33 protein-coding genes are annotated in these 18,723 nt (G+C 45.2%); all 33 read left to right on the plus strand.

Annotated features, from left to right (window positions below; translation table 11 throughout):
• The first annotated feature begins 56 nt into the window (after window positions 1-56).
• The 33 genes from AB4111_RS30090 (at window position 57) to rpsM (ending at window position 18,715) form a co-directional block, all read left to right on the plus strand.
• Window positions 57-305, plus strand: coding sequence for a ribosomal L7Ae/L30e/S12e/Gadd45 family protein (locus tag AB4111_RS30090; protein ID WP_017692069.1), 249 nt, complete (start codon window positions 57-59; stop codon window positions 303-305).
• A 153-nt stretch (window positions 306-458) separates the two neighbouring features.
• Window positions 459-881: a 30S ribosomal protein S12 gene (gene rpsL / locus AB4111_RS30095; protein WP_017692070.1), complete on the plus strand. Its 423-nt coding sequence runs from the start codon at window positions 459-461 to the stop codon at window positions 879-881.
• 87 nt (window positions 882-968) lie between these two features.
• Entirely contained in the window at window positions 969-1,439 is a 471-nt protein-coding gene (gene rpsG, locus AB4111_RS30100; RefSeq protein ID WP_018753997.1) for a 30S ribosomal protein S7, read from the plus strand.
• Window positions 1,440-1,487: 48 nt separating this feature from the next.
• Entirely contained in the window at window positions 1,488-3,566 is a 2,079-nt protein-coding gene (gene fusA / locus AB4111_RS30105; protein WP_442034955.1) for an elongation factor G, read from the plus strand.
• 95 nt (window positions 3,567-3,661) lie between these two features.
• Window positions 3,662-4,852: an elongation factor Tu gene (gene tuf / locus AB4111_RS30110; protein WP_062836181.1), complete on the plus strand. Its 1,191-nt coding sequence runs from the start codon at window positions 3,662-3,664 to the stop codon at window positions 4,850-4,852.
• 437 nt (window positions 4,853-5,289) lie between these two features.
• The gene (gene rpsJ, locus AB4111_RS30115) at window positions 5,290-5,598 is read left to right on the plus strand and encodes a 30S ribosomal protein S10 (RefSeq protein ID WP_017692074.1); all 309 of its coding nucleotides are present in this window, start codon (window positions 5,290-5,292) and stop codon (window positions 5,596-5,598) included.
• A gap of 46 nt (window positions 5,599-5,644) precedes the next feature.
• Window positions 5,645-6,268 (plus strand): 50S ribosomal protein L3, encoded by a 624-nt coding sequence (gene rplC / locus AB4111_RS30120; RefSeq protein ID WP_253441174.1) that lies wholly within the window; start codon window positions 5,645-5,647, stop codon window positions 6,266-6,268.
• A 25-nt stretch (window positions 6,269-6,293) separates the two neighbouring features.
• Complete coding sequence (gene rplD, locus AB4111_RS30125; RefSeq protein WP_442034959.1) at window positions 6,294-6,917, plus strand: 50S ribosomal protein L4; 624 nt, start codon at window positions 6,294-6,296, stop codon at window positions 6,915-6,917.
• Window positions 6,917-7,207, plus strand: a complete 291-nt coding sequence (rplW, locus tag AB4111_RS30130) for a 50S ribosomal protein L23 (RefSeq protein ID WP_017692077.1) — start codon at window positions 6,917-6,919, stop codon at window positions 7,205-7,207. The genes rplD and rplW overlap by 1 nt, the downstream gene beginning before the upstream one ends.
• Window positions 7,208-7,237: 30 nt before the next feature.
• A complete protein-coding gene (gene rplB / locus AB4111_RS30135; protein WP_017692078.1) occupies window positions 7,238-8,068 on the plus strand; it encodes a 50S ribosomal protein L2 in 831 nt (276 codons plus the stop codon).
• A gap of 71 nt (window positions 8,069-8,139) precedes the next feature.
• Window positions 8,140-8,418, plus strand: a complete 279-nt coding sequence (rpsS, locus tag AB4111_RS30140; protein ID WP_062836183.1) for a 30S ribosomal protein S19 — start codon at window positions 8,140-8,142, stop codon at window positions 8,416-8,418.
• Window positions 8,419-8,453: 35 nt separating this feature from the next.
• Window positions 8,454-8,786 carry a 50S ribosomal protein L22 gene (rplV, locus tag AB4111_RS30145; protein ID WP_024633583.1) on the plus strand — a complete coding sequence of 111 codons (333 nt, stop codon included), beginning with the start codon at window positions 8,454-8,456 and terminating at the stop codon, window positions 8,784-8,786.
• 15 nt (window positions 8,787-8,801) lie between these two features.
• Window positions 8,802-9,467, plus strand: coding sequence for a 30S ribosomal protein S3 (gene rpsC, locus AB4111_RS30150; protein ID WP_145326569.1), 666 nt, complete (start codon window positions 8,802-8,804; stop codon window positions 9,465-9,467).
• Between the two features lie 2 nt (window positions 9,468-9,469).
• Entirely contained in the window at window positions 9,470-9,904 is a 435-nt protein-coding gene (gene rplP, locus AB4111_RS30155; protein ID WP_017692082.1) for a 50S ribosomal protein L16, read from the plus strand.
• Window positions 9,894-10,091, plus strand: coding sequence for a 50S ribosomal protein L29 (gene rpmC / locus AB4111_RS30160; protein WP_017692083.1), 198 nt, complete (start codon window positions 9,894-9,896; stop codon window positions 10,089-10,091). The genes rplP and rpmC overlap by 11 nt, the downstream gene beginning before the upstream one ends.
• 48 nt (window positions 10,092-10,139) lie before the next feature.
• Window positions 10,140-10,406, plus strand: coding sequence for a 30S ribosomal protein S17 (gene rpsQ / locus AB4111_RS30165; protein ID WP_017692084.1), 267 nt, complete (start codon window positions 10,140-10,142; stop codon window positions 10,404-10,406).
• Window positions 10,407-10,440: 34 nt separating this feature from the next.
• Entirely contained in the window at window positions 10,441-10,809 is a 369-nt protein-coding gene (rplN, locus tag AB4111_RS30170) for a 50S ribosomal protein L14 (RefSeq protein ID WP_017692085.1), read from the plus strand.
• A 39-nt stretch (window positions 10,810-10,848) separates the two neighbouring features.
• Window positions 10,849-11,202, plus strand: a complete 354-nt coding sequence (gene rplX / locus AB4111_RS30175; protein WP_017692086.1) for a 50S ribosomal protein L24 — start codon at window positions 10,849-10,851, stop codon at window positions 11,200-11,202.
• A 32-nt stretch (window positions 11,203-11,234) separates the two neighbouring features.
• A complete protein-coding gene (gene rplE / locus AB4111_RS30180) occupies window positions 11,235-11,777 on the plus strand; it encodes a 50S ribosomal protein L5 (protein ID WP_253441169.1) in 543 nt (180 codons plus the stop codon).
• A gap of 73 nt (window positions 11,778-11,850) precedes the next feature.
• Complete coding sequence (locus AB4111_RS30185) at window positions 11,851-12,036, plus strand: type Z 30S ribosomal protein S14 (RefSeq protein WP_013312154.1); 186 nt, start codon at window positions 11,851-11,853, stop codon at window positions 12,034-12,036.
• A gap of 32 nt (window positions 12,037-12,068) precedes the next feature.
• Window positions 12,069-12,467 (plus strand): 30S ribosomal protein S8, encoded by a 399-nt coding sequence (rpsH, locus tag AB4111_RS30190; RefSeq protein WP_017692088.1) that lies wholly within the window; start codon window positions 12,069-12,071, stop codon window positions 12,465-12,467.
• A gap of 30 nt (window positions 12,468-12,497) precedes the next feature.
• A complete protein-coding gene (gene rplF, locus AB4111_RS30195) occupies window positions 12,498-13,040 on the plus strand; it encodes a 50S ribosomal protein L6 (RefSeq protein WP_017692089.1) in 543 nt (180 codons plus the stop codon).
• A 117-nt stretch (window positions 13,041-13,157) separates the two neighbouring features.
• A complete protein-coding gene (rplR, locus tag AB4111_RS30200; RefSeq protein ID WP_017692090.1) occupies window positions 13,158-13,526 on the plus strand; it encodes a 50S ribosomal protein L18 in 369 nt (122 codons plus the stop codon).
• Between the two features lie 27 nt (window positions 13,527-13,553).
• Window positions 13,554-14,051, plus strand: a complete 498-nt coding sequence (gene rpsE, locus AB4111_RS30205; RefSeq protein ID WP_017692091.1) for a 30S ribosomal protein S5 — start codon at window positions 13,554-13,556, stop codon at window positions 14,049-14,051.
• 13 nt (window positions 14,052-14,064) lie between these two features.
• Entirely contained in the window at window positions 14,065-14,250 is a 186-nt protein-coding gene (gene rpmD / locus AB4111_RS30210) for a 50S ribosomal protein L30 (protein WP_442034966.1), read from the plus strand.
• Between the two features lie 43 nt (window positions 14,251-14,293).
• The gene (gene rplO, locus AB4111_RS30215) at window positions 14,294-14,734 is read left to right on the plus strand and encodes a 50S ribosomal protein L15 (protein ID WP_091020538.1); all 441 of its coding nucleotides are present in this window, start codon (window positions 14,294-14,296) and stop codon (window positions 14,732-14,734) included.
• On the plus strand, window positions 14,734-16,032 hold the full coding sequence (secY, locus tag AB4111_RS30220) for a preprotein translocase subunit SecY (RefSeq protein WP_047841120.1): 1,299 nt from the start codon (window positions 14,734-14,736) through the stop codon (window positions 16,030-16,032). The genes rplO and secY overlap by 1 nt, the downstream gene beginning before the upstream one ends.
• A 90-nt stretch (window positions 16,033-16,122) precedes the next feature.
• Window positions 16,123-16,767 (plus strand): adenylate kinase, encoded by a 645-nt coding sequence (locus AB4111_RS30225; RefSeq protein WP_036607188.1) that lies wholly within the window; start codon window positions 16,123-16,125, stop codon window positions 16,765-16,767.
• A gap of 3 nt (window positions 16,768-16,770) precedes the next feature.
• The gene (gene map / locus AB4111_RS30230) at window positions 16,771-17,523 is read left to right on the plus strand and encodes a type I methionyl aminopeptidase (protein ID WP_036607191.1); all 753 of its coding nucleotides are present in this window, start codon (window positions 16,771-16,773) and stop codon (window positions 17,521-17,523) included.
• Window positions 17,524-17,533: 10 nt separating this feature from the next.
• Entirely contained in the window at window positions 17,534-17,842 is a 309-nt protein-coding gene (locus AB4111_RS30235; protein WP_036607194.1) for a KOW domain-containing RNA-binding protein, read from the plus strand.
• A 3-nt stretch (window positions 17,843-17,845) separates the two neighbouring features.
• On the plus strand, window positions 17,846-18,061 hold the full coding sequence (gene infA / locus AB4111_RS30240) for a translation initiation factor IF-1 (RefSeq protein ID WP_017692098.1): 216 nt from the start codon (window positions 17,846-17,848) through the stop codon (window positions 18,059-18,061).
• 151 nt (window positions 18,062-18,212) lie between these two features.
• Window positions 18,213-18,326 carry a 50S ribosomal protein L36 gene (gene rpmJ, locus AB4111_RS30245; RefSeq protein ID WP_003333770.1) on the plus strand — a complete coding sequence of 38 codons (114 nt, stop codon included), beginning with the start codon at window positions 18,213-18,215 and terminating at the stop codon, window positions 18,324-18,326.
• A gap of 20 nt (window positions 18,327-18,346) precedes the next feature.
• Window positions 18,347-18,715, plus strand: a complete 369-nt coding sequence (gene rpsM / locus AB4111_RS30250) for a 30S ribosomal protein S13 (protein ID WP_036607200.1) — start codon at window positions 18,347-18,349, stop codon at window positions 18,713-18,715.
• Window positions 18,716-18,723: the final 8 nt, after the last annotated feature.

The following is an 18,723-nucleotide window of genomic DNA, read 5'->3' on the forward strand; positions in this document are numbered from 1 at the left end:
ATATCAAAGGTGCGTGAGCAGCTGATTGTACATGGTTCTATTCGGAGGAATGCACAATGTCTAATGAAAAAGCCTTGCAAGATGCTCATGTCAAAATAGGTACCAAACAGACCATGCGGATGGTGCAGACAGGTATGGCTTCCGAAGTCTATGTCGCAGAAGATAGTGATCCGCAGCTCACTTCCAAAATCATTGCTTTGTGTGAACAACACAATGTGAAGTGCACGAAAGTGGATACAATGAAAAATCTCGGCAAAGCTTGCGGGATTGGAGTGGGAGCAGCCATGGCTGCTGTCGTAAAATGATAGTGTAAGGAACGTTTTTGTCCGAGAACTTTTAGGGATTCTCCAAGGCAAAAACTTTTCATTTGTCTTTTTATGAACCGCCTGGGTCTGTGGACTTAGCGTAAAGAGGTTTATAAAGAAACATGAATATTTGAGGAAGGGGGTGGCAATCAAATGCCAACTATCAATCAACTGGTTCGTAAAGGACGTCAAGCTAAAGTTGAGAAGTCAAAATCTCCAGCTTTGCAAAAAGGATTCAACGCTTTGAAACGTGAATCTACTAACATCAGTGCCCCACAAAAACGTGGTGTCTGCACTCGTGTAGGTACAATGACTCCACGTAAACCAAACTCTGCACTTCGTAAGTATGCCCGTGTTCGTTTGACGAACCGTCTCGAGGTTACTGCTTATATCCCGGGAATCGGACATAACCTTCAAGAGCACAGTGTGGTATTGATCCGCGGAGGTAAAGTTAAAGACCTTGCAGGGGTTCGTTATCACATCGTTCGTGGAGCTCTCGATACTGCAGGCGTAAACAACCGTATGCAAGCTCGTTCGAAATACGGTGCAAAACGTCCAAAAGCTAAAAAAGCCTAAACCATTATAAGCAGAGAACCTGAAAGCCTTCTGGCTTAGGTCTGGAAGGTACAGGGTCTGCTGAACAAGAAAGAAAGGGGGATATCCATGCCACGCAAAGGTCCAGTTACGAAAAGAGACGTGTTGCCAGATCCGGTATACAACTCCAAGTTGGTTACTCGTTTGATCAATCGCATCATGCTCGACGGAAAACGCGGTGTTGCTCAAAGCATTCTGTATAATGCGTTCAAGTTGATTCAAGAACGTACGGGTAATGACCCGATGGAAGTATTTGAAGCAGCAATCAAGAATATCATGCCAGTCCTGGAAGTTAAAGCTCGCCGTGTCGGCGGTGCCAACTACCAAGTACCAATCGAGGTAAAACCAGAGAGACGTACTGCTCTGGGACTACGTTGGCTCGTGAACTACTCCCGCAACCGCGGTGAGAAAACAATGGAAGAGCGTTTGGCGGCTGAGATCATCGACGCTTCCAACAACACAGGCGCTTCCGTTAAAAAACGTGAAGATACGCACAAAATGGCTGAAGCGAACAAAGCGTTTGCTCACTACCGTTGGTAGGATTCAGTTCACAATAAAAAACTTCTATTTTGAAGGGAGACCCATTTCATGGCTAGAGAGTTCTCCTTAAAAAATACACGTAATATCGGGATCATGGCTCATATTGATGCGGGTAAAACCACGACAACTGAGCGGATCTTGTTCTACACAGGACGTACGCACAAAATCGGTGAAGTACACGAAGGCGCTGCGACAATGGACTGGATGGAACAGGAACAGGAGCGCGGAATTACGATTACTTCCGCTGCGACTACCGCTGCTTGGAAAGGCCACCGCGTTAATATTATTGATACCCCGGGACACGTTGACTTCACTGTTGAAGTTGAACGTTCCCTTCGTGTATTGGACGGAGCAGTTGGTGTATTCAGTGCGAAAGAAGGCGTTGAGCCTCAGTCTGAAACTGTATGGAGACAGGCTGACAAGTACGGCGTACCTCGTATCGCATATGTAAACAAAATGGATATCATCGGTGCTGACTTCCTGAACGTTGTATCCGACATGCGTGATCGCCTTCAAGCGAACGCTGTTGCGATTCAACTTCCAATTGGCGCTGAAAATGATTTCAAAGGTATCATCGATATCGTTGCACAAAGAGCTCATATGTACAAAGATGATCTTGGACAAGATATCGAAGAAACCGACATTCCTGCAGAATTTGCAGATCAAGTTGAAGAACTTCGCAACGAGTTGATTGAGCGCGTTGCTGAATTGGATGAAGATTTGACAATGAAATACCTGGAAGGCGAAGAGATCACTATTGAAGAGATCAAAGGCGCTCTCCGTAAAGGTGTTGTAGATGTTAAGATCTTCCCAGTTATCTGTGGATCCTCATATCGTAACAAAGGTGTTCAACTGATGTTGGATGCTGTTATCGACTACTTGCCAGCTCCAACAGATGTACCATCAATTACGGGTCATCTTGAAGATGGAACTGAAGCAGTTCGTAAGTCCTCTGATGAAGAGCCTTTCTCCGCATTGGCATTCAAAATCATGACTGACCCTTACGTAGGTAAATTGACATTCTTCCGCGTATACTCCGGTGTTCTTCAATCCGGTTCGTATGTATTGAATGCCACTAAAAACAAACGTGAGCGTATCGGTCGTATCCTTCAAATGCATGCGAACAGCCGTCAAGAAATCACTGAAGTTTACTCCGGTGACATTGCAGCTGCCGTAGGTTTGAAAGATACGGGCACAGGTGATACACTATGTGATGAGAAAAATCCGGTTATCCTGGAGTCAATGAACTTCCCTGATCCGGTTATCGAAATCGCCGTTGAACCTAAAACCAAAGCTGACCAAGATAAAATGGGTGTTGCTCTCGGTAAGTTGACTGAAGAGGATCCAACTCTTCGTGCTCATACTGACGAAGAAACAGGTCAAACAATCTTGGCAGGTATGGGTGAGCTTCACCTTGATATCATCATCGACCGTATGCGTCGTGAGTTCAAGGTTGAAACTACTGTGGGTAAACCACAAGTGGCTTACCGTGAAACATTCCGTGCTCCAGCGCGCGTTGAAGGTAAATTCGTACGTCAATCCGGTGGTCGTGGTCAATACGGTCACGTATGGGTTGAATTCGAACCTCTCGAGCCGGGTACAGGCAGCCAGTTCGAAAGTAAGGTTGTCGGTGGTTCCGTTCCAAGAGAATACATTCAACCTGCACTGTCAGGGATTGAAGAGCAAATGAAAAACGGCGTTATCGCGGGCTTCCCGCTTGTTGACGTTAAGGCTACAATCGTAGACGGATCTTACCATGATGTCGATTCCAATGAGATGGCATTTAAAATTGCCGGATCTATGGCGCTTAAAGCGGCTAAAGACAAGTGTAAACCAGTTCTGCTTGAGCCTATCATGAAAGTAGAAGTAACAGTTCCAGAAGAGTACATGGGTGACGTAATGGGTATGTTGAACTCCCGTCGTGGCCGCATCGAAGGTATGGATTCCCGTAGTGGAGCTCAAATCATCCGTGCTAAGGTACCTTTGTCTGAAATGTTTGGTTACTCTACAACTCTTCGTTCCGGTACTCAAGGACGCGGCGTGTTCTCCATGGAACTCTCTCACTATGAAGAAGTTCCTAAGAGCATCGCTGAAGAAATCGTTGCCAAAACAAAAGGCACCGAGTAGTTTTCTCACACTGGATGCAAGTGCATAAGAATTCATTTCGGAGCACTTCATTCAGTGAAAACATAAAATTATAATTTTAAGGAGGCCACGTTCAAATGGCAAAGGCTAAATACGAACGTAATAAACCCCACGTTAACATCGGTACTATCGGTCACGTCGATCATGGTAAAACAACTCTGACTGCTGCAATCACAACTGTATTGTCCAAAACTTACGGTGGTGCTGCTGTAGCATTCGACCAAATCGACAAAGCTCCAGAAGAGCGCGAGCGCGGTATCACTATCTCCACAGCACACGTTGAGTACGAAACTGACACTCGTCACTACGCTCACGTAGATTGCCCAGGTCACGCCGACTATGTTAAAAACATGATCACTGGCGCGGCACAAATGGACGGAGCTATCTTGGTAGTATCCGCAGCTGACGGCCCAATGCCACAAACTCGTGAGCATATCTTGCTCTCCCGTCAAGTAGGCGTACCTTACATTGTTGTATTCCTGAACAAATGTGACATGGTTGAAGACGAAGAGTTGTTGGAATTGGTTGAGATGGAAGTTCGCGACCTTCTTAACGAATATGAGTTCCCAGGTGACGATACTCCAATCACTCGTGGATCTGCTCGTGAAGCACTGGCTAACCCAGATGGCGAATGGGCTCAAAAAATCGTTGAGATGTTCAAAGAGATCGACACTTACATCCCACTGCCTGAGCGTCAAACTGACAAGCCTTTCTTGATGCCTGTCGAGGACGTATTCTCCATCACTGGTCGTGGTACTGTTGCTACTGGCCGTGTAGAGCGTGGTACTGTTAAAGTCGGCGAAGAGATCGAAATCGTTGGTATCACTGAAGAAACTAAAAAATCTGTTGTAACAGGCGTTGAGATGTTCCGCAAATTGCTGGATTCCGCTCAAGCTGGTGACAACATCGGAGCACTTCTTCGTGGTGTTGACCGTAACAACATCGAGCGTGGCCAAGTTTTGGCTAAACCGGGTTCTGTTAAGCCTCACACAGAATTCACAGCTCAAATCTACGTTTTGACTAAAGAAGAGGGCGGACGTCACAAACCATTCTTCACTGGTTACCGTCCACAGTTCTACTTCCGTACAACTGACGTAACAGGCATCATCAACTTGCCTGAAGGTACTGAAATGGTAATGCCTGGTGACAACATCACGGTTACTGTTTCCCTGATCTCCCCAATCGCGATTGAAGAAGGAACTAAGTTCTCCATTCGTGAAGGCGGACGTACAGTAGGTGCCGGTTCCGTAGCATCGATCCAAAAATAATTCGGCTTAACGCTGAATAAAGCATATGCAACAGTGTACTGGAACGAGTAACATTGTATTGTAACGAAGCTTCGGAAGAGTTCTTTATCCGACATCGGATAAAGAACTCTTTTATTATGTGTAAAGTTTCGGAACCTGCGTCATACAAAATGAACATCATTTACGAGTTTAGAAGGATTGGCAAGGCAGCCTGGATATTAAAGATAAACACTGCAATAAACGAAGTCATTTCATTAGAAAAGATAAGTTTAAATGTTTTTCTTAAATATGCTTGCAATACGCCTATCTTTTCTATATAATAATGAATGTTGTTCTGTGACGTTGCGATGATGTGAGAGGTTACTGGCACACCCGGCCCCTTTGCCATGGGGCAGTGGCTAGAAAATTTTCACGGAGTATGTCCGATAAAAAATTGGGCGATAGAAGGAGGGACTAAAATGGCAAAGCAAAAAATTCGTATTCGTTTGAAAGCTTACGACCACAGAATTCTTGATCAATCCGCGGAGAAAATTGTTGAAACAGCAAAACGTTCGGGTGCAGGTGTATCCGGTCCGATTCCGCTTCCTACTGAAAAACAAATCATTACTATTCTTCGTGCGGTGCACAAGTACAAGGATTCTCGGGAACAATTCGAACAACGCACACATAAGCGTTTGATCGACATCGTTAACCCGACTCCACAAACTGTGGATGCCTTGATGCGCTTGGATCTGCCGTCCGGTGTAGATATCGAAATTAAATTGTAATACAAGCTACAACAAAGACCATGTATAGAGGAAAAGAGGTGTCAACATGAAAGCAATCTTAGGAAAAAAACTCGGAATGACTCAAGTATTTACTCCTGAAGGTAACGTTGTTCCAGTAACGGTTATCGAAGCAGGCCCTTGTGTTGTTTTGCAAAAGAAAGACATTGAGAACGATGGCTACGAAGCAATTCAAATCGGTTACTCCGATAAGAAAGAGAAAAATGCTAACAAGCCAGAAGCAGGTCACGCCAAAAAAGCGAACACTGCCCCTAAGCGCTACGTTCGTGAAGTTCGCGGTATCAACATCGCTGAATATGAAGTTGGCCAAGAACTGAAAGCTGACATTTTCGCTGAAGGCGAATTCGTTGACGTAACGGGTGTTTCTAAAGGTAAAGGTTTTGCCGGCGTAATCAAACGTTGGGGACAAAGCACTGGACCTATGTCACACGGTTCGCGTTATCACCGTGGCCCGGGTTCGATGGGTTCGATCCAAGCTAACCGCGTTCCTAAAGGCAAACGCCTGCCAGGACACATGGGACATGATACAGTTACAGTACAACGTCTTGAAGTAGTTAAAGTAGACGCTGAGCGTAACGTGTTGCTCGTGAAAGGTTCCATTCCTGGACCGAAAAACAGTCTCATTAAAGTTAAAGAAACGGTGAAAAAATAACCACTGAAGAAAGGAGGAACACAAAATGCCAAAAGTATCAGTTTACAATGTAGATGGTAGCCAAGTAGGCGAAGTTGAATTGAACGATGCGGTTTTCGGAATTGAGCCGAACCAACACGTTCTGTACGATGCAGTTCTTATGCAACGCGCTTCCCTTCGTCAAGGTACCCACAAAGTAAAAGGACGTTCTGAAGTACGTGGCGGCGGACGTAAGCCTTGGAAACAAAAAGGTACAGGTCGCGCTCGTCAAGGTTCAATTCGTTCACCACAATGGAAAGGCGGCGGTATCGTATTTGGTCCAACACCACGGAGCTATGCGTATAAACTGCCTAAGAAAGTTCGTCGTTTGGCGATCAAATCAGCCCTTTCATCTAAAGTGCTTGACAATGACATTATCGTTTTGGACGCTCTCACATTGAGTGCGCCTAAAACTAAAGAATTCGCAGCCATCTTGAACAACTTGAAAGTTGGACGCAAAGCTTTGATCGTAGCTCCTAGCTATGATGATAATGTAGCTCTTTCCGCACGGAATATTCCAGGCGTGAAATTCGTAGCTGCTGACGGCATTAATGTTCTTGACGTGCTTTCGCACGACAAATTGATCATTACGAAAGAAGCAGTTCAGAAGGTAGAGGAGGTGCTCGCGTAATGAAGGATCCTCGTGATATTGTAAAACGTCCGATTATTACGGAACGTACTGCTGACATGATGAACGACTTGAAATATGTATTTGAAGTCGATATCCGTGCAAACAAAACCGAGATCAAAAAGGCAGTAGAAGCTATTTTCAACGTAAAAGTGAAAAACGTGAACACGCTTCGTGTTCCAGCTAAGCCAAAACGGTACGGACGTTATTCCGGATATACTAGCGAATGGAAAAAAGCGTTTGTAACGCTGACAAAAGACAGCAAAACGCTTGAGTTCTTTGAAACTGTATAATTGAATTTTTGAAGTAAGGAGGGAAACCCAGTGCCAATCAAAAAGTATAAACCAACATCCCCGGCAAGACGGAATATGTCCGTTTCTACATTTGAGGAAATCACCACAAATCAGCCGGAGAAATCGTTGTTGGCCCCGTTGAGCAAACAAGCAGGCCGCAACAACCAAGGTAAAATTACAGTTCGTCACCATGGTGGTGGACACAAACGTAAATACCGTATCATCGACTTCAAACGTACTAAAGATGGAATACCGGGCCGCGTTGCTACGATTGAGTATGACCCGAACCGTACATCTAACATCGCTCTGATTCATTATGCTGATGGTGAGAAACGTTATATCATCGCTCCTAAAGGTTTGAAAGTTGGAGATCAAGTATTCTCCGGACCTGAATCAGACATCAAAATTGGTAACGCACTGCCACTCGAAAACATTCCAGTAGGTACCGTTATCCACAACATCGAGTTGAAACCAGGTAAAGGCGGACAATTGGTTCGTGCTGCTGGTACAGAAGCTCAACTGCTTGGTAAAGAAGAAAAATACGTTTCCGTTCGTCTCTCTTCCGGAGAAGTTCGTCGTATTTTGAAAGTTTGCCGCGCGACAATCGGATCCGTTGGTAACCAAGACCACGAGCTCATCAAAATCGGTAAAGCCGGTCGTAGCCGTTGGTTGGGTAAACGTCCTGAGGTTCGTGGTGTAGTAATGAACCCTAACGATCACCCACACGGTGGTGGTGAAGGTCGTGCTCCAATCGGACGTAAATCGCCAATGTCACCATGGGGTAAACCTACTCTTGGTTACAAAACGCGTAAGAAAAATAAAGCTTCTGATAAATACATCATTCGCCGCCGCACGAAGTAATACACACTGTGCATAACTTCGTGAGGCATCTGCGGATGCATAATAGCTACGTTTGAAGGGAGGATCTCCACATGGGTCGCAGTTTGAAAAAAGGGCCATTCATTGATGGCTACATGCTCAAAAAGGTAGAAGAGATGGAAGCTTCAGGTAAGAAGAACGTTATCAAAACCTGGTCCCGTCGTTCTACAATTTTCCCACAATTCATCGGACACACATTTGGCGTTTACGATGGTCGTAAACACGTGCCAGTGTATGTAACTGAGGACATGGTCGGACACAAACTGGGTGAGTTCGCTCCAACCCGTACGTACAAAGGCCATACTGATGATGATAAGAAAACAAGAAGATAAATGAACATCTTTAATGTTTGAGAGGAGGTTACACAATGGAAGCAAAAGCACATGCTAAGTTTATCCGGATTGCTCCTCGTAAAGTTCAACTCGTTGTTGACTTGATTCGCGGCAAGCAAGTAGGTGAGGCGGTTGCCATTCTCCGTCACACTCCGAAATCCGCTTCTCCTATCGTTGAGAAGTTGCTTAACTCCGCTATTGCGAATGCGGAACATAACTATTCTTTGGATGTTAATAACTTGGTTATCTCGCAAGCTTACGTGAACCAAGGACCGACAATGAAACGTTTCCGCCCTCGTGCAATGGGACGTGCAAGTCGTATTAACAAACGTACTAGCCACATTACTTTGGTGGTATCTGAGAAGTAGAAGGAGGGGAAATGTGTGGGCCAAAAGGTAAATCCAGTCGGACTCCGTGTCGGAATTATCCGTGACTGGGAATCTAAGTGGTATGCAGGCAAAGACTTCGGTGATCTTTTGATGGAAGACGTGAGAATTCGTGAATTCCTGAAAAATAAATTGAAAGACTCCGCTTTATCTCGTGTGGAAATTGAGAGAGCGGCTAACCGCGTAAACGTAACGATTCACACTGCTAAACCAGGTATGGTTATTGGTAAGGGTGGTTCGGAAGTTGAAAATCTTCGTAATCAAATTACGAAAATTGCTGGCGGTAAAAAAGTACACATCAACATTTCTGAAATTAAGAACCAAGACTTGGACGCTATTCTTGTAGCTGAAAGCATTGCACAACAATTGGAACGTCGTGTTTCTTTCCGTCGTGCTCTGAAACAAGCAATTCAAAGAACTATGCGCTCCGGTGCTAAAGGTATCAAAACTCAAGTAGGCGGACGTCTTGGCGGTGCTGAGATCGCACGTTCTGAAGGCTACAGCGAAGGAACTGTTCCACTGCACACACTGCGTGCTGACATTGACTATGGTACAGCAGAGGCTCATACTACTTACGGACGTATCGGCGTAAAAGTATGGATCTATCGTGGAGAGGTTCTTCCTACGGCTAAGAAACAAGCTGCTAAGGAAGGAGGCAACTAATCATGTTGGTACCAAAACGCGTAAAACACCGTAAGCAACAACGTGGACATATGAAAGGCCAAGCTAAAGGCGGAACGACTCTGAACTTTGGCGAATACGGTCTGCAAGCTACGGAACCGGCTTGGATTACGAACCGTCAGATCGAAGCGGCTCGTATTGCGATGACTCGTTACATCAAACGTGGTGGTAAAGTTTGGATCAAAATCTTCCCAGACAAACCAATCACTCAAAAGCCTCTCGAGGTTCGGATGGGTAGCGGTAAAGGTAACGTAGAAAAATGGGTTGCAGTAGTGAAACCAGGTAAGATCATGTTTGAACTTGCTGGTGTACCGGAGGAAATTGCTCGCGAAGCAATGCGTCTTGCCGCTCACAAACTGCCAATCAAAACGAAGTTCGTGAAACGTGAAGAATTGGGTGGTGAAGCAAATGAAAGCTAGTGAATTTCGCAACCTAACCTCTGCTGAAATCGAGCAAAAGATTGCCGGATTTAAAGAAGAACTCTTTAACCTCCGCTTTCAATTAGCTACCGGTCAGCTGGATAACCCGACTCGCATCCGTGATGTGCGGAAAGAAATAGCTCGTGCTAAAACCATTATCCGTGAGAGAGAATTGGGAATCGGTTAATTAGGGATAGGATGTACAGTCCGTCCGTAATCAGGAAGGAGGCCAACAATGAGCGAAGAACGTAACGCACGTAAAGTGCAAACTGGTAAAGTGGTCAGCGATAAAATGGACAAAACGATTGTTGTTGCTGTAGAAACTTACAAAAAACACAACTTGTACCATAAGCGCATTAAGGTTACTAAAAAATTCAAAGCACATGACGAAGAAAACACTGCGAAAATCGGTGACACGGTGAAAATCATGGAGACTCGTCCGCTTTCGAAAGATAAACGCTGGAGACTTACTGAAATCGTAGAAAAAGCGGTTATCATCTAATGCTCAGCAGCACTGCTGAAAGGAGGAATACTAAATGATTCAACCATTTACACGTTTGACTGTGGCTGACAACTCCGGTGCGAAGGAACTGATGTGTATCCGCGTACTCGGCGGTACGGGACGTCGTACAGCTCAAATCGGTGATCTGATCGTTTGTTCTGTTAAACAAGCAACACCAGGCGGCGTTGTCAAAAAAGGTGATGTAGTTAGAGCGGTTGTCGTTCGTACGAAACGTTCTGTACGTCGTAAAGACGGTTCCTACATCGGTTTTGATGAAAATGCAGCGGTTGTTGTAAAAGACGACAGAAGCCCACGTGGAACACGTATTTTCGGACCAGTTGCTCGCGAACTTCGCGATAAAGACTTCATGAAAATCGTTTCCTTGGCTCCAGAAGTTATCTAAAGCTTAATCTCGTGATGTTAGAAACAGGAGGTGTACGAAATGCCAAGAGTGAAAAAAGTTCTGGAATCCCATAACAACAAACTTCACGTTAAAAAGGAAGATACGGTTATGGTGATCAGCGGTAAAGACAAAGGTAAAAAAGGCCGTGTCATCGCTGCTTATCCTCGTGAGAACCGCGTCCTTGTGGAAGGTGTTAACATGGTGAAAAAACACCAGAAGCCTAACCAGCAAAATCCGCAAGGCGGCATTATCGAGAAGGAAGCTCCGATTCACGTTTCCAACGTAATGCACATCGATCCGAAGAGCGGAAAAGTAACCCGTGTAGGTTACAAAGTTTTGGATAACGGAAAGAAAGTGCGCGTTGCTAAACGTTCCGGAGAAATTATCGACTAATTGAACCGAATGAGAAAGGAGGGCTATGATTCATGGCATCAAGAATGAAAGAACGTTACCTGCAAGAAATCGCTCCTGCTTTGATGCAGAAGTTTAACTATACAACGGTAATGCAAGTGCCGAAAATCGAGAAAATCGTTATCAACATGGGTGTGGGCGACGCTGTCCAAAACTCCAAAGTGTTGGATTCCGCAGTAAACGATTTGCAACTGATCGCAGGTCAAAAACCTGTAATCACTCGTGCAAAAAAATCAATCGCAGGATTCAAACTGCGTGAGAATATGCCTATCGGTGTGAAAGTAACATTGCGCGGCGAGCGTATGTACTTCTTCCTCGATAAACTGTTCAACGTTACGCTTCCTCGTGTCCGCGACTTCCGCGGTGTATCGAGCAAAGCTTTCGACGGACGTGGTAACTACACACTGGGTCTGAAAGAGCAATTGATCTTCCCAGAGATCGAGTATGATAAAGTTGATAAAGTCCGCGGTATGGATATTGTCATCGTAACAACGGCGAAAACAGACGAAGAGTCCCGCGAATTGCTCACGCAAATGGGAATGCCTTTCGTTAAGTAATGTTGGCATAACGTTTCCGGGTGTCTGGAAAGACTCCCTTTTCTCCGAAATTATTTAGGAGGTGTCAGGCTAAGTGGCAAAAACTTCGATGAAAGTTAAACAACAACGTACTCCAAAGTTTAAAGTACGTGCATATACACGCTGTGAGCGTTGCGGACGTCCACATTCGGTCCTGCAAAAGTTCAAAATTTGCAGAATTTGCTTCCGTGAATTAGCTTATAAAGGCCAGATCCCTGGCGTGAAAAAAGCAAGCTGGTAAAAAGTCCTGAACGGGAAGGAGGTTAACTCACAATGACTATGTCTGATCCAATTGCAGATATGCTTACTCGTATTCGTAACGCGAACACTGTTCGTCATGAAACGGTAGAAATGCCTGCTTCGACAATGAAAAAACAAATCGCCGATATCCTGAAGCGTGAAGGTTTCATCCGTGACGCTGAAGTTATCGATGATAACAAACAAGGGATTATCCGTGTTTTCCTGAAATACGGTCAAAATAACGAGCGCGTTATCACTGGTCTGAAAAGAATCAGTAAACCTGGTCTTCGTGTTTACACGAAAAGCAACGAAGTACCTCGTGTACTTGGTGGCCTGGGAATCGCGATCATCTCGACATCTAAAGGTATCATGACGGACAAAGAAGCTCGTCAATCGAAATCCGGCGGAGAAGTCGTTTGCTACGTTTGGTAATATAACGTCACAAGATAGGAGGTGCAACATATGTCTCGTATTGGTCGCAAACCAATCACAGTACCAAGTGGTGTAGACATCACCCTGGACAACACCGTTATTACGGTAAAAGGACCAAAAGGAACTTTGACTCGTGAGCTTCATAAAGACATGAAGGTTACAGTTGAAAATAACGAAATCACAGTTGTGCGTCCTTCCGATAACAAAACTCACCGTTCTTTGCACGGCACAACGCGTAGCGTTGTAAACAATATGGTGAGCGGCGTTACTGAAGGATTCGCGAAATCTCTGGAATTGGTTGGGGTCGGATATCGTGCAAGCAAATCCGGAGATAAAATCGTTCTGAACGTTGGTTACTCTCACCCGGTTGAAATTACACCGGAAGCGGGAATCGAATTCGAAGTACCTTCGAATACGAAAATCATCGTTCGCGGAATCGACAAAGAGCGCGTAGGTGCTTACGCTGCTAAAATCCGTTCCGTACGTGAACCTGAGCCGTACAAAGGTAAAGGTATCAAATATGAAGGCGAGCGTATCATCCGTAAGGAAGGTAAAGCCGGTAAGAAGAAATAAGATTTCTCTTACCGCCTTTGCGCGGCTTTCGGCTTGCTTGCTTCGTGTGTTTCTAATATACCCCGTGGCTTCTGCTTTGAAGCCAGCGAGGTAACCTGAAAGGAGTGAATCTTTGAGATGATTACGAAACCAGATAAAAATAAGGCTCGTCTGAAAAGACACCTTCGTGTTCGTAAGAAAATCCAAGGAACGGCAGCACGTCCTCGTTTGAACGTATTCCGTTCTGGTAAACATATGTATGCTCAAATCATCGATGATGTTGCTGGTGTAACAATCGCTTCCGCGTCTACCGTAGACAAAGAATTGAGCACTGACATCAAAAATGGTGCATCTGTTGAATCAGCTCGTAAAGTTGGCGAACTCGTTGCTAAACGTGCGAAAGACAAAGGTGTTTCCAACATCGTATTTGACCGTAGCGGATATCTGTACCATGGTCGTATCGCAGCTTTGGCTGAAGCGGCTCGTGAAGCAGGACTTGAGTTTTAAGATATTTTTCAAAAGGAGGTTAACGACTTGCGTGTAGATCCGAATACTTTGGAACTGACTGAAAGAGTTGTAAATATTAATCGCGTAGCTAAAGTAGTAAAAGGCGGACGCCGTTTCAGCTTTAGCGCACTGGTTGTAGTCGGCGACGGCAACGGCTGGGTTGGAGCTGGTATCGGTAAAGCGGGCGAAGTACCTGATGCAATTCGCAAAGGTATTGAAGACGCTAAGAAAAACCTTGTACACGTTCCACTCGTAGGAACATCGATTCCTCACTTGGTAACAGGTAAGTTCGGCGCAGGACGCGTGCTGTTGAAACCAGCATCTGAAGGTACTGGTGTTATCGCTGGTGGTCCTGTACGTGCGGTTCTCGAACTTGCTGGTGTAGGTGACATTTTGACAAAATCTCTGGGTTCTTCGAATTCCATGAACATGGTCAATGCGACTTTGGAAGGTTTGTCCCGTTTGAAGCGTGCTGAAGACGTGGCTAAACTGCGCGGAAAATCCGTCGAAGAGCTTCTGGGTTAAGGAGGGAATTCTCATGGCTAAATTAGAAATTACCCTCGTCCGCAGTTTGATCGGACGTCCGGAGACGCAAAGAACAACTGTGAAAACATTGGGTTTGCGCAAAATCAATAGCAAAGTGGTTCAAAACGATAATCCTGCCATCCGTGGTATGATTAACAAAGTAAACCACTTGGTTGCTGTTAAAGAAGTAGAAGCTTAAAAACGGGTTAATCCCACAAATCTTTAAGGAGGTGCAACGAACGATGAAGTTACATGAGCTTTCACCATCTCCTGGATCCCGCAAAGAACGTAAACGTGTTGGTCGCGGTCCAAGTAGTGGTACAGGTAAAACATCAGGTCGCGGTCACAAAGGACAAAATTCTCGTTCTGGCGGTGGAGTTCGTCCAGGCTTCGAAGGTGGACAAAATCCATTGTATCGTCGCTTGCCAAAACGTGGTTTTGTAAACCCAACTCGCAAAGAATATGCAGTTGTGAATACTGAAGACCTGAACAGTTTTGCAGCGGGTACTGAAGTAACTCCAGAATTCTTGATGACGAATGGCGTAGTTAAAAACGCTAAATCCGGAATCAAAATCCTGGGTAACGGTGATGTCACTGTGAAGCTGACTGTTAAAGCTAACAAGTTTTCTCAATCTGCTATTGAGAAAATTGAAGCTGCTGGCGGTACAACTGAGGTGATTTAATGTTCAAGACCCTAAAGAATATCTGGCGGGTTGAAGATCTGCGCAAAAGGGTATTATTTACCCTTTTTGTACTGATCATTTACCGCATCGGCTCCTTTGTCCCCGTGCCGGGAGTTAACAAAGATGTGTTCGAAGCGACAAATTCTGCGGGTAAAGAAGTTTTTGGACTTCTCAATACGTTCTCGGGTGGAGCGCTCTTCCAGTTCTCGATATTTGCGCTCGGGATCGTGCCTTACATCACTGCGTCTATCATAGTACAGTTGCTTTCCATGGACGTTATTCCTAAATTAGCGGAATGGGCAAAGCAAGGTGAACAAGGTAAGAAGAAATCTGCACAGTTGACCCGTTATTTAACCATCGGGCTGGCATTGATTCAAGCGTTTGGTACGTCGATCGGATTCAACCGCTTGTACAATACAGAGATGGTGCCTAACGCTACATTTGCAGATTATATCTTGATCGCGATTGTACTTACGGCCGGTACTTCATTCCTGATGTGGCTTGGTGAGCAAATCACCGAGAAGGGCATAGGAAACGGGATTTCGATCTTGATCTTTGCAGGTATCCTATCTACGGTGCCTAACATTATCAAACAAACGATCGAATCTGACTTCATCCAACCTGACCAACTGTTTATGAATATTCTTAAAGGTGTAATCATCGCAATCGTTATTGTGTTGATCATCATAGGGGTCATTTACATTCAGCAGGCGATTCGGAAAATTCCGGTACAGTATGCTAAACGTGTCGTAGGTAACAAAATGTACGGTGGACAGAATACACATATCCCGCTGAAAATTAATGCAGCAGGTGTTATCCCTGTCATCTTTGCTTCATCGCTGTTGATGTTCCCAACGATCATCGCCAACTTCTGGGCAGATCGCCTCTGGGCACAGTGGATCGGACAGAATCTGACTACACACAAACCTCTGGGTATGTTGCTGTATGTCGTGATGATCTTCGGTTTCACATTCTTCTATACTTTCGTACAGATGAATCCACAGCAGATGGCTGATAATATGAAAAAGAACGGCGGTTACATCCCAGGCATTCGCCCGGGTAAAGCAACCGAGAAATATCTGACCCGTGTCATGACTCGTTTGACAATGGCCGGAGCCATCTTCTTGGCAGTCATTTCCGTTCTGCCTGTATTCTTAGGGGCACTTTCTGGTTTGCCTCAATCTGCGCAAATTGGAGGAACATCCCTCCTGATCGTTATCGGTGTTGCGCTGGATACGATGAAGCAAATCGAAAGCCAATTGATCAAACGCCACTACAAAGGTTTTATCAATAAATAGGCAATAGGTACCGGTCGAGTGAAGATTTACTTGCCGGCACCTATTGTGCTGTTTGTTGATGTAGGGTAGTCTTGGAGGGAGTGACATAACGTGAACATCCTATTCATGGGCCCTCCGGGGGCAGGAAAAGGAACGCAAGCAGACGTCATCGTGAAAGAGTTCGGTATTCCCCATATTTCAACAGGCGATGCATTTCGTCTCGCGATCAAACAGGGAACTCCCATTGGCATGAAAGCCAAGGAATATATGGATCAAGGATTGCTTGTACCAGATGATGTAACCATTGGCATCGTTGAAGAACGTTTGCAGCAGCCTGACTGCAGAGAAGGTTTCCTCTTGGACGGATTTCCAAGAACTCTTTCGCAAGCAGAAGCGCTCGATGGCATTCTGGATCGATTGAACTCAGGTCTCGATCATGTAATCAACCTGAAAGTGGATCGCAACAAATTGCTCGCTCGTTTGACGGGTCGTCGAATTTGTAAAAACTGTGGTTCCACTTATCATGTGGTATTCAATCCGCCTAAGCAGGAAGGTATTTGTGATAAATGCGCTGGTGAGTTGTATCAACGCTCTGATGATAATGAAGAGAGTGTAGGTACACGACTGGACGAGTATATCAACAAAACAGCACCACTCCTCACGTTCTATGAGACTAAAGGTCTTCTTCGTCAAATGAACGGAGAACAGGATATCGATCAAGTTTCTCAAGAAATCGTGTCCTTACTGAGAGGTTAATTGATGATCATTGGTAAGTCCGAAACGGAACTGGGCTTGATGAGGGAAGCAGGGAGAATTGTTGCGGAAACGCATCGTCTCTTGGCAGAGCATATCGCTCCCGGTATTACGACTGGAGAACTTGACCATATGGCTGATCAATATATCCGCAGTCAAGGAGCTGTGCCGTCTTTCAAAGGTTATAACGGTTTCCCTGCCAGTGTGTGCGCTTCAGTCAATGAAGAGTTGGTACATGGATTTCCCGGCAAACGCAAGTTGAACGAGGGCGATATCGTTACGTTTGACATTGGCGCGCAGTACCAGGGGTATCATGGAGATTCCGCCTGGACTTATCCGGTCGGCCGTATTTCCGAAGAAGCCCGTCGTCTTCTGGACGTTACTGAGGCTTCGTTATACGCAGGTCTGGCGCTGGTAAAACCGGACGTTCGCTTGTTTACAATATCTCATGCGATTCAGAAATATATTGAAGATGAAGGGTTCTCCGTAGTTCGTGAATATGTCGGTCACGGCATAGGCGCAGATCTGCACGAAGAACCACAGATACCGAACTATGGTCTTCCCGATCGGGGACCACGGCTTAAAGCGGGCATGGTGCTGGCCATAGAGCCGATGGTTAACGTAGGTAGACGGTATGTGAAAACGTTGGAAGATAACTGGACTGTCGTCACGGTTGATGGTAAGTTATGTGCACACTTTGAACACACCGTAGCAGTTACACCAGATGGTATGGAAATTTTCACGAAACTGAATGCGTAGGTGATGAGGCATGAACAGTCAGTCTAATCCGCAGCTCGGTCAACTTGTGAAGATCCGTAAAGGCCGCAATGCGGACCAAGCCGCAGTAATTGTTGCTATAGCGGACGGTAAGTTCGTATATATTGCGGATGGAGACAAACGTAAGTTTGATCAACCCAAGAAGAAGAATCTTCTTCATCTTGAGCTCCAGCCCATGATTAGCAGCGAGGTTGTGAACAGTTTAAACGAGAGTGGTCGGGTGACAAATGGAAAGCTCCGTTACGCGGTTCATTCATTTCTGGAATCCACCAACATTCAAGCTGAAGAGAAAGGAGACTGACTAATGGCCAAGGAAGATGTCATTGAAGTGGAAGGTACGGTTCTTGAACCGCTACCGAATGCAACATTCAAGGTTGAGCTTGAGAACGGTCATCAAATTCTCGCTCACGTTTCCGGAAAACTACGGATGCACTTTATTCGTATCCTGACTGGAGACAAAGTAGTTGTTCAGTTGTCGCCTTATGATTTAACAAAAGGTCGCATAACTTACCGTAAATAGTAGTAGACAGTTGCAATGAACTGTGAAGCTTATGAGCGGGTTTTGCCCGGCAAAACTTGCGAAAGCTTCGAAGCCGGTTTTACAATAGTAGAACAAGGTCAATGCTTACGAAGAGGGTTTTGCTAAGCAAAACTTTGAGGAGGTAATTCACATGAAGGTAAGACCTTCGGTCAAGCCGATTTGCGAAAAATGCAAAGTCATTCGCCGCAAAGGGAATGTTATGGTTATCTGTGAAAATCCGAAACACAAACAAAAACAAGGTTAAAGAAGGGGGTGTAGCGTAAAATGGCACGTATATCTGGTGTGGATTTGCCACGTGATAAGCGCGTTGAGATCGCCTTGACTTATATTTTCGGAATCGGTAAAACGACTTCCCAGAAAATTCTGAGCACAACAGGCATCAATCCGGACACTCGTGTTCGTGATTTGACGGAAGATGAAGTCAGCAAATTGCGTGAAAGTATCGATAAAGAGGTCAAAGTAGAAGGTGACCTGCGTCGAGAAATCTCTTTGAATATTAAACGTTTGACGGAGATCGGTTGTTACCGTGGAGTTCGTCATCGTCGTGGTCTGCCTGTTCGTGGACAACGTACGAAAACGAATGCTCGTACTCGTAAAGGTCCTCGTCGTACAGTAGCGAACAAGAAGAAATAATAAGGGGG

The sequence above is a fragment of the Paenibacillus sp. 2KB_22 genome (assembly GCF_052115745.1).
Classification (GTDB): domain Bacteria; phylum Bacillota; class Bacilli; order Paenibacillales; family Paenibacillaceae; genus Paenibacillus.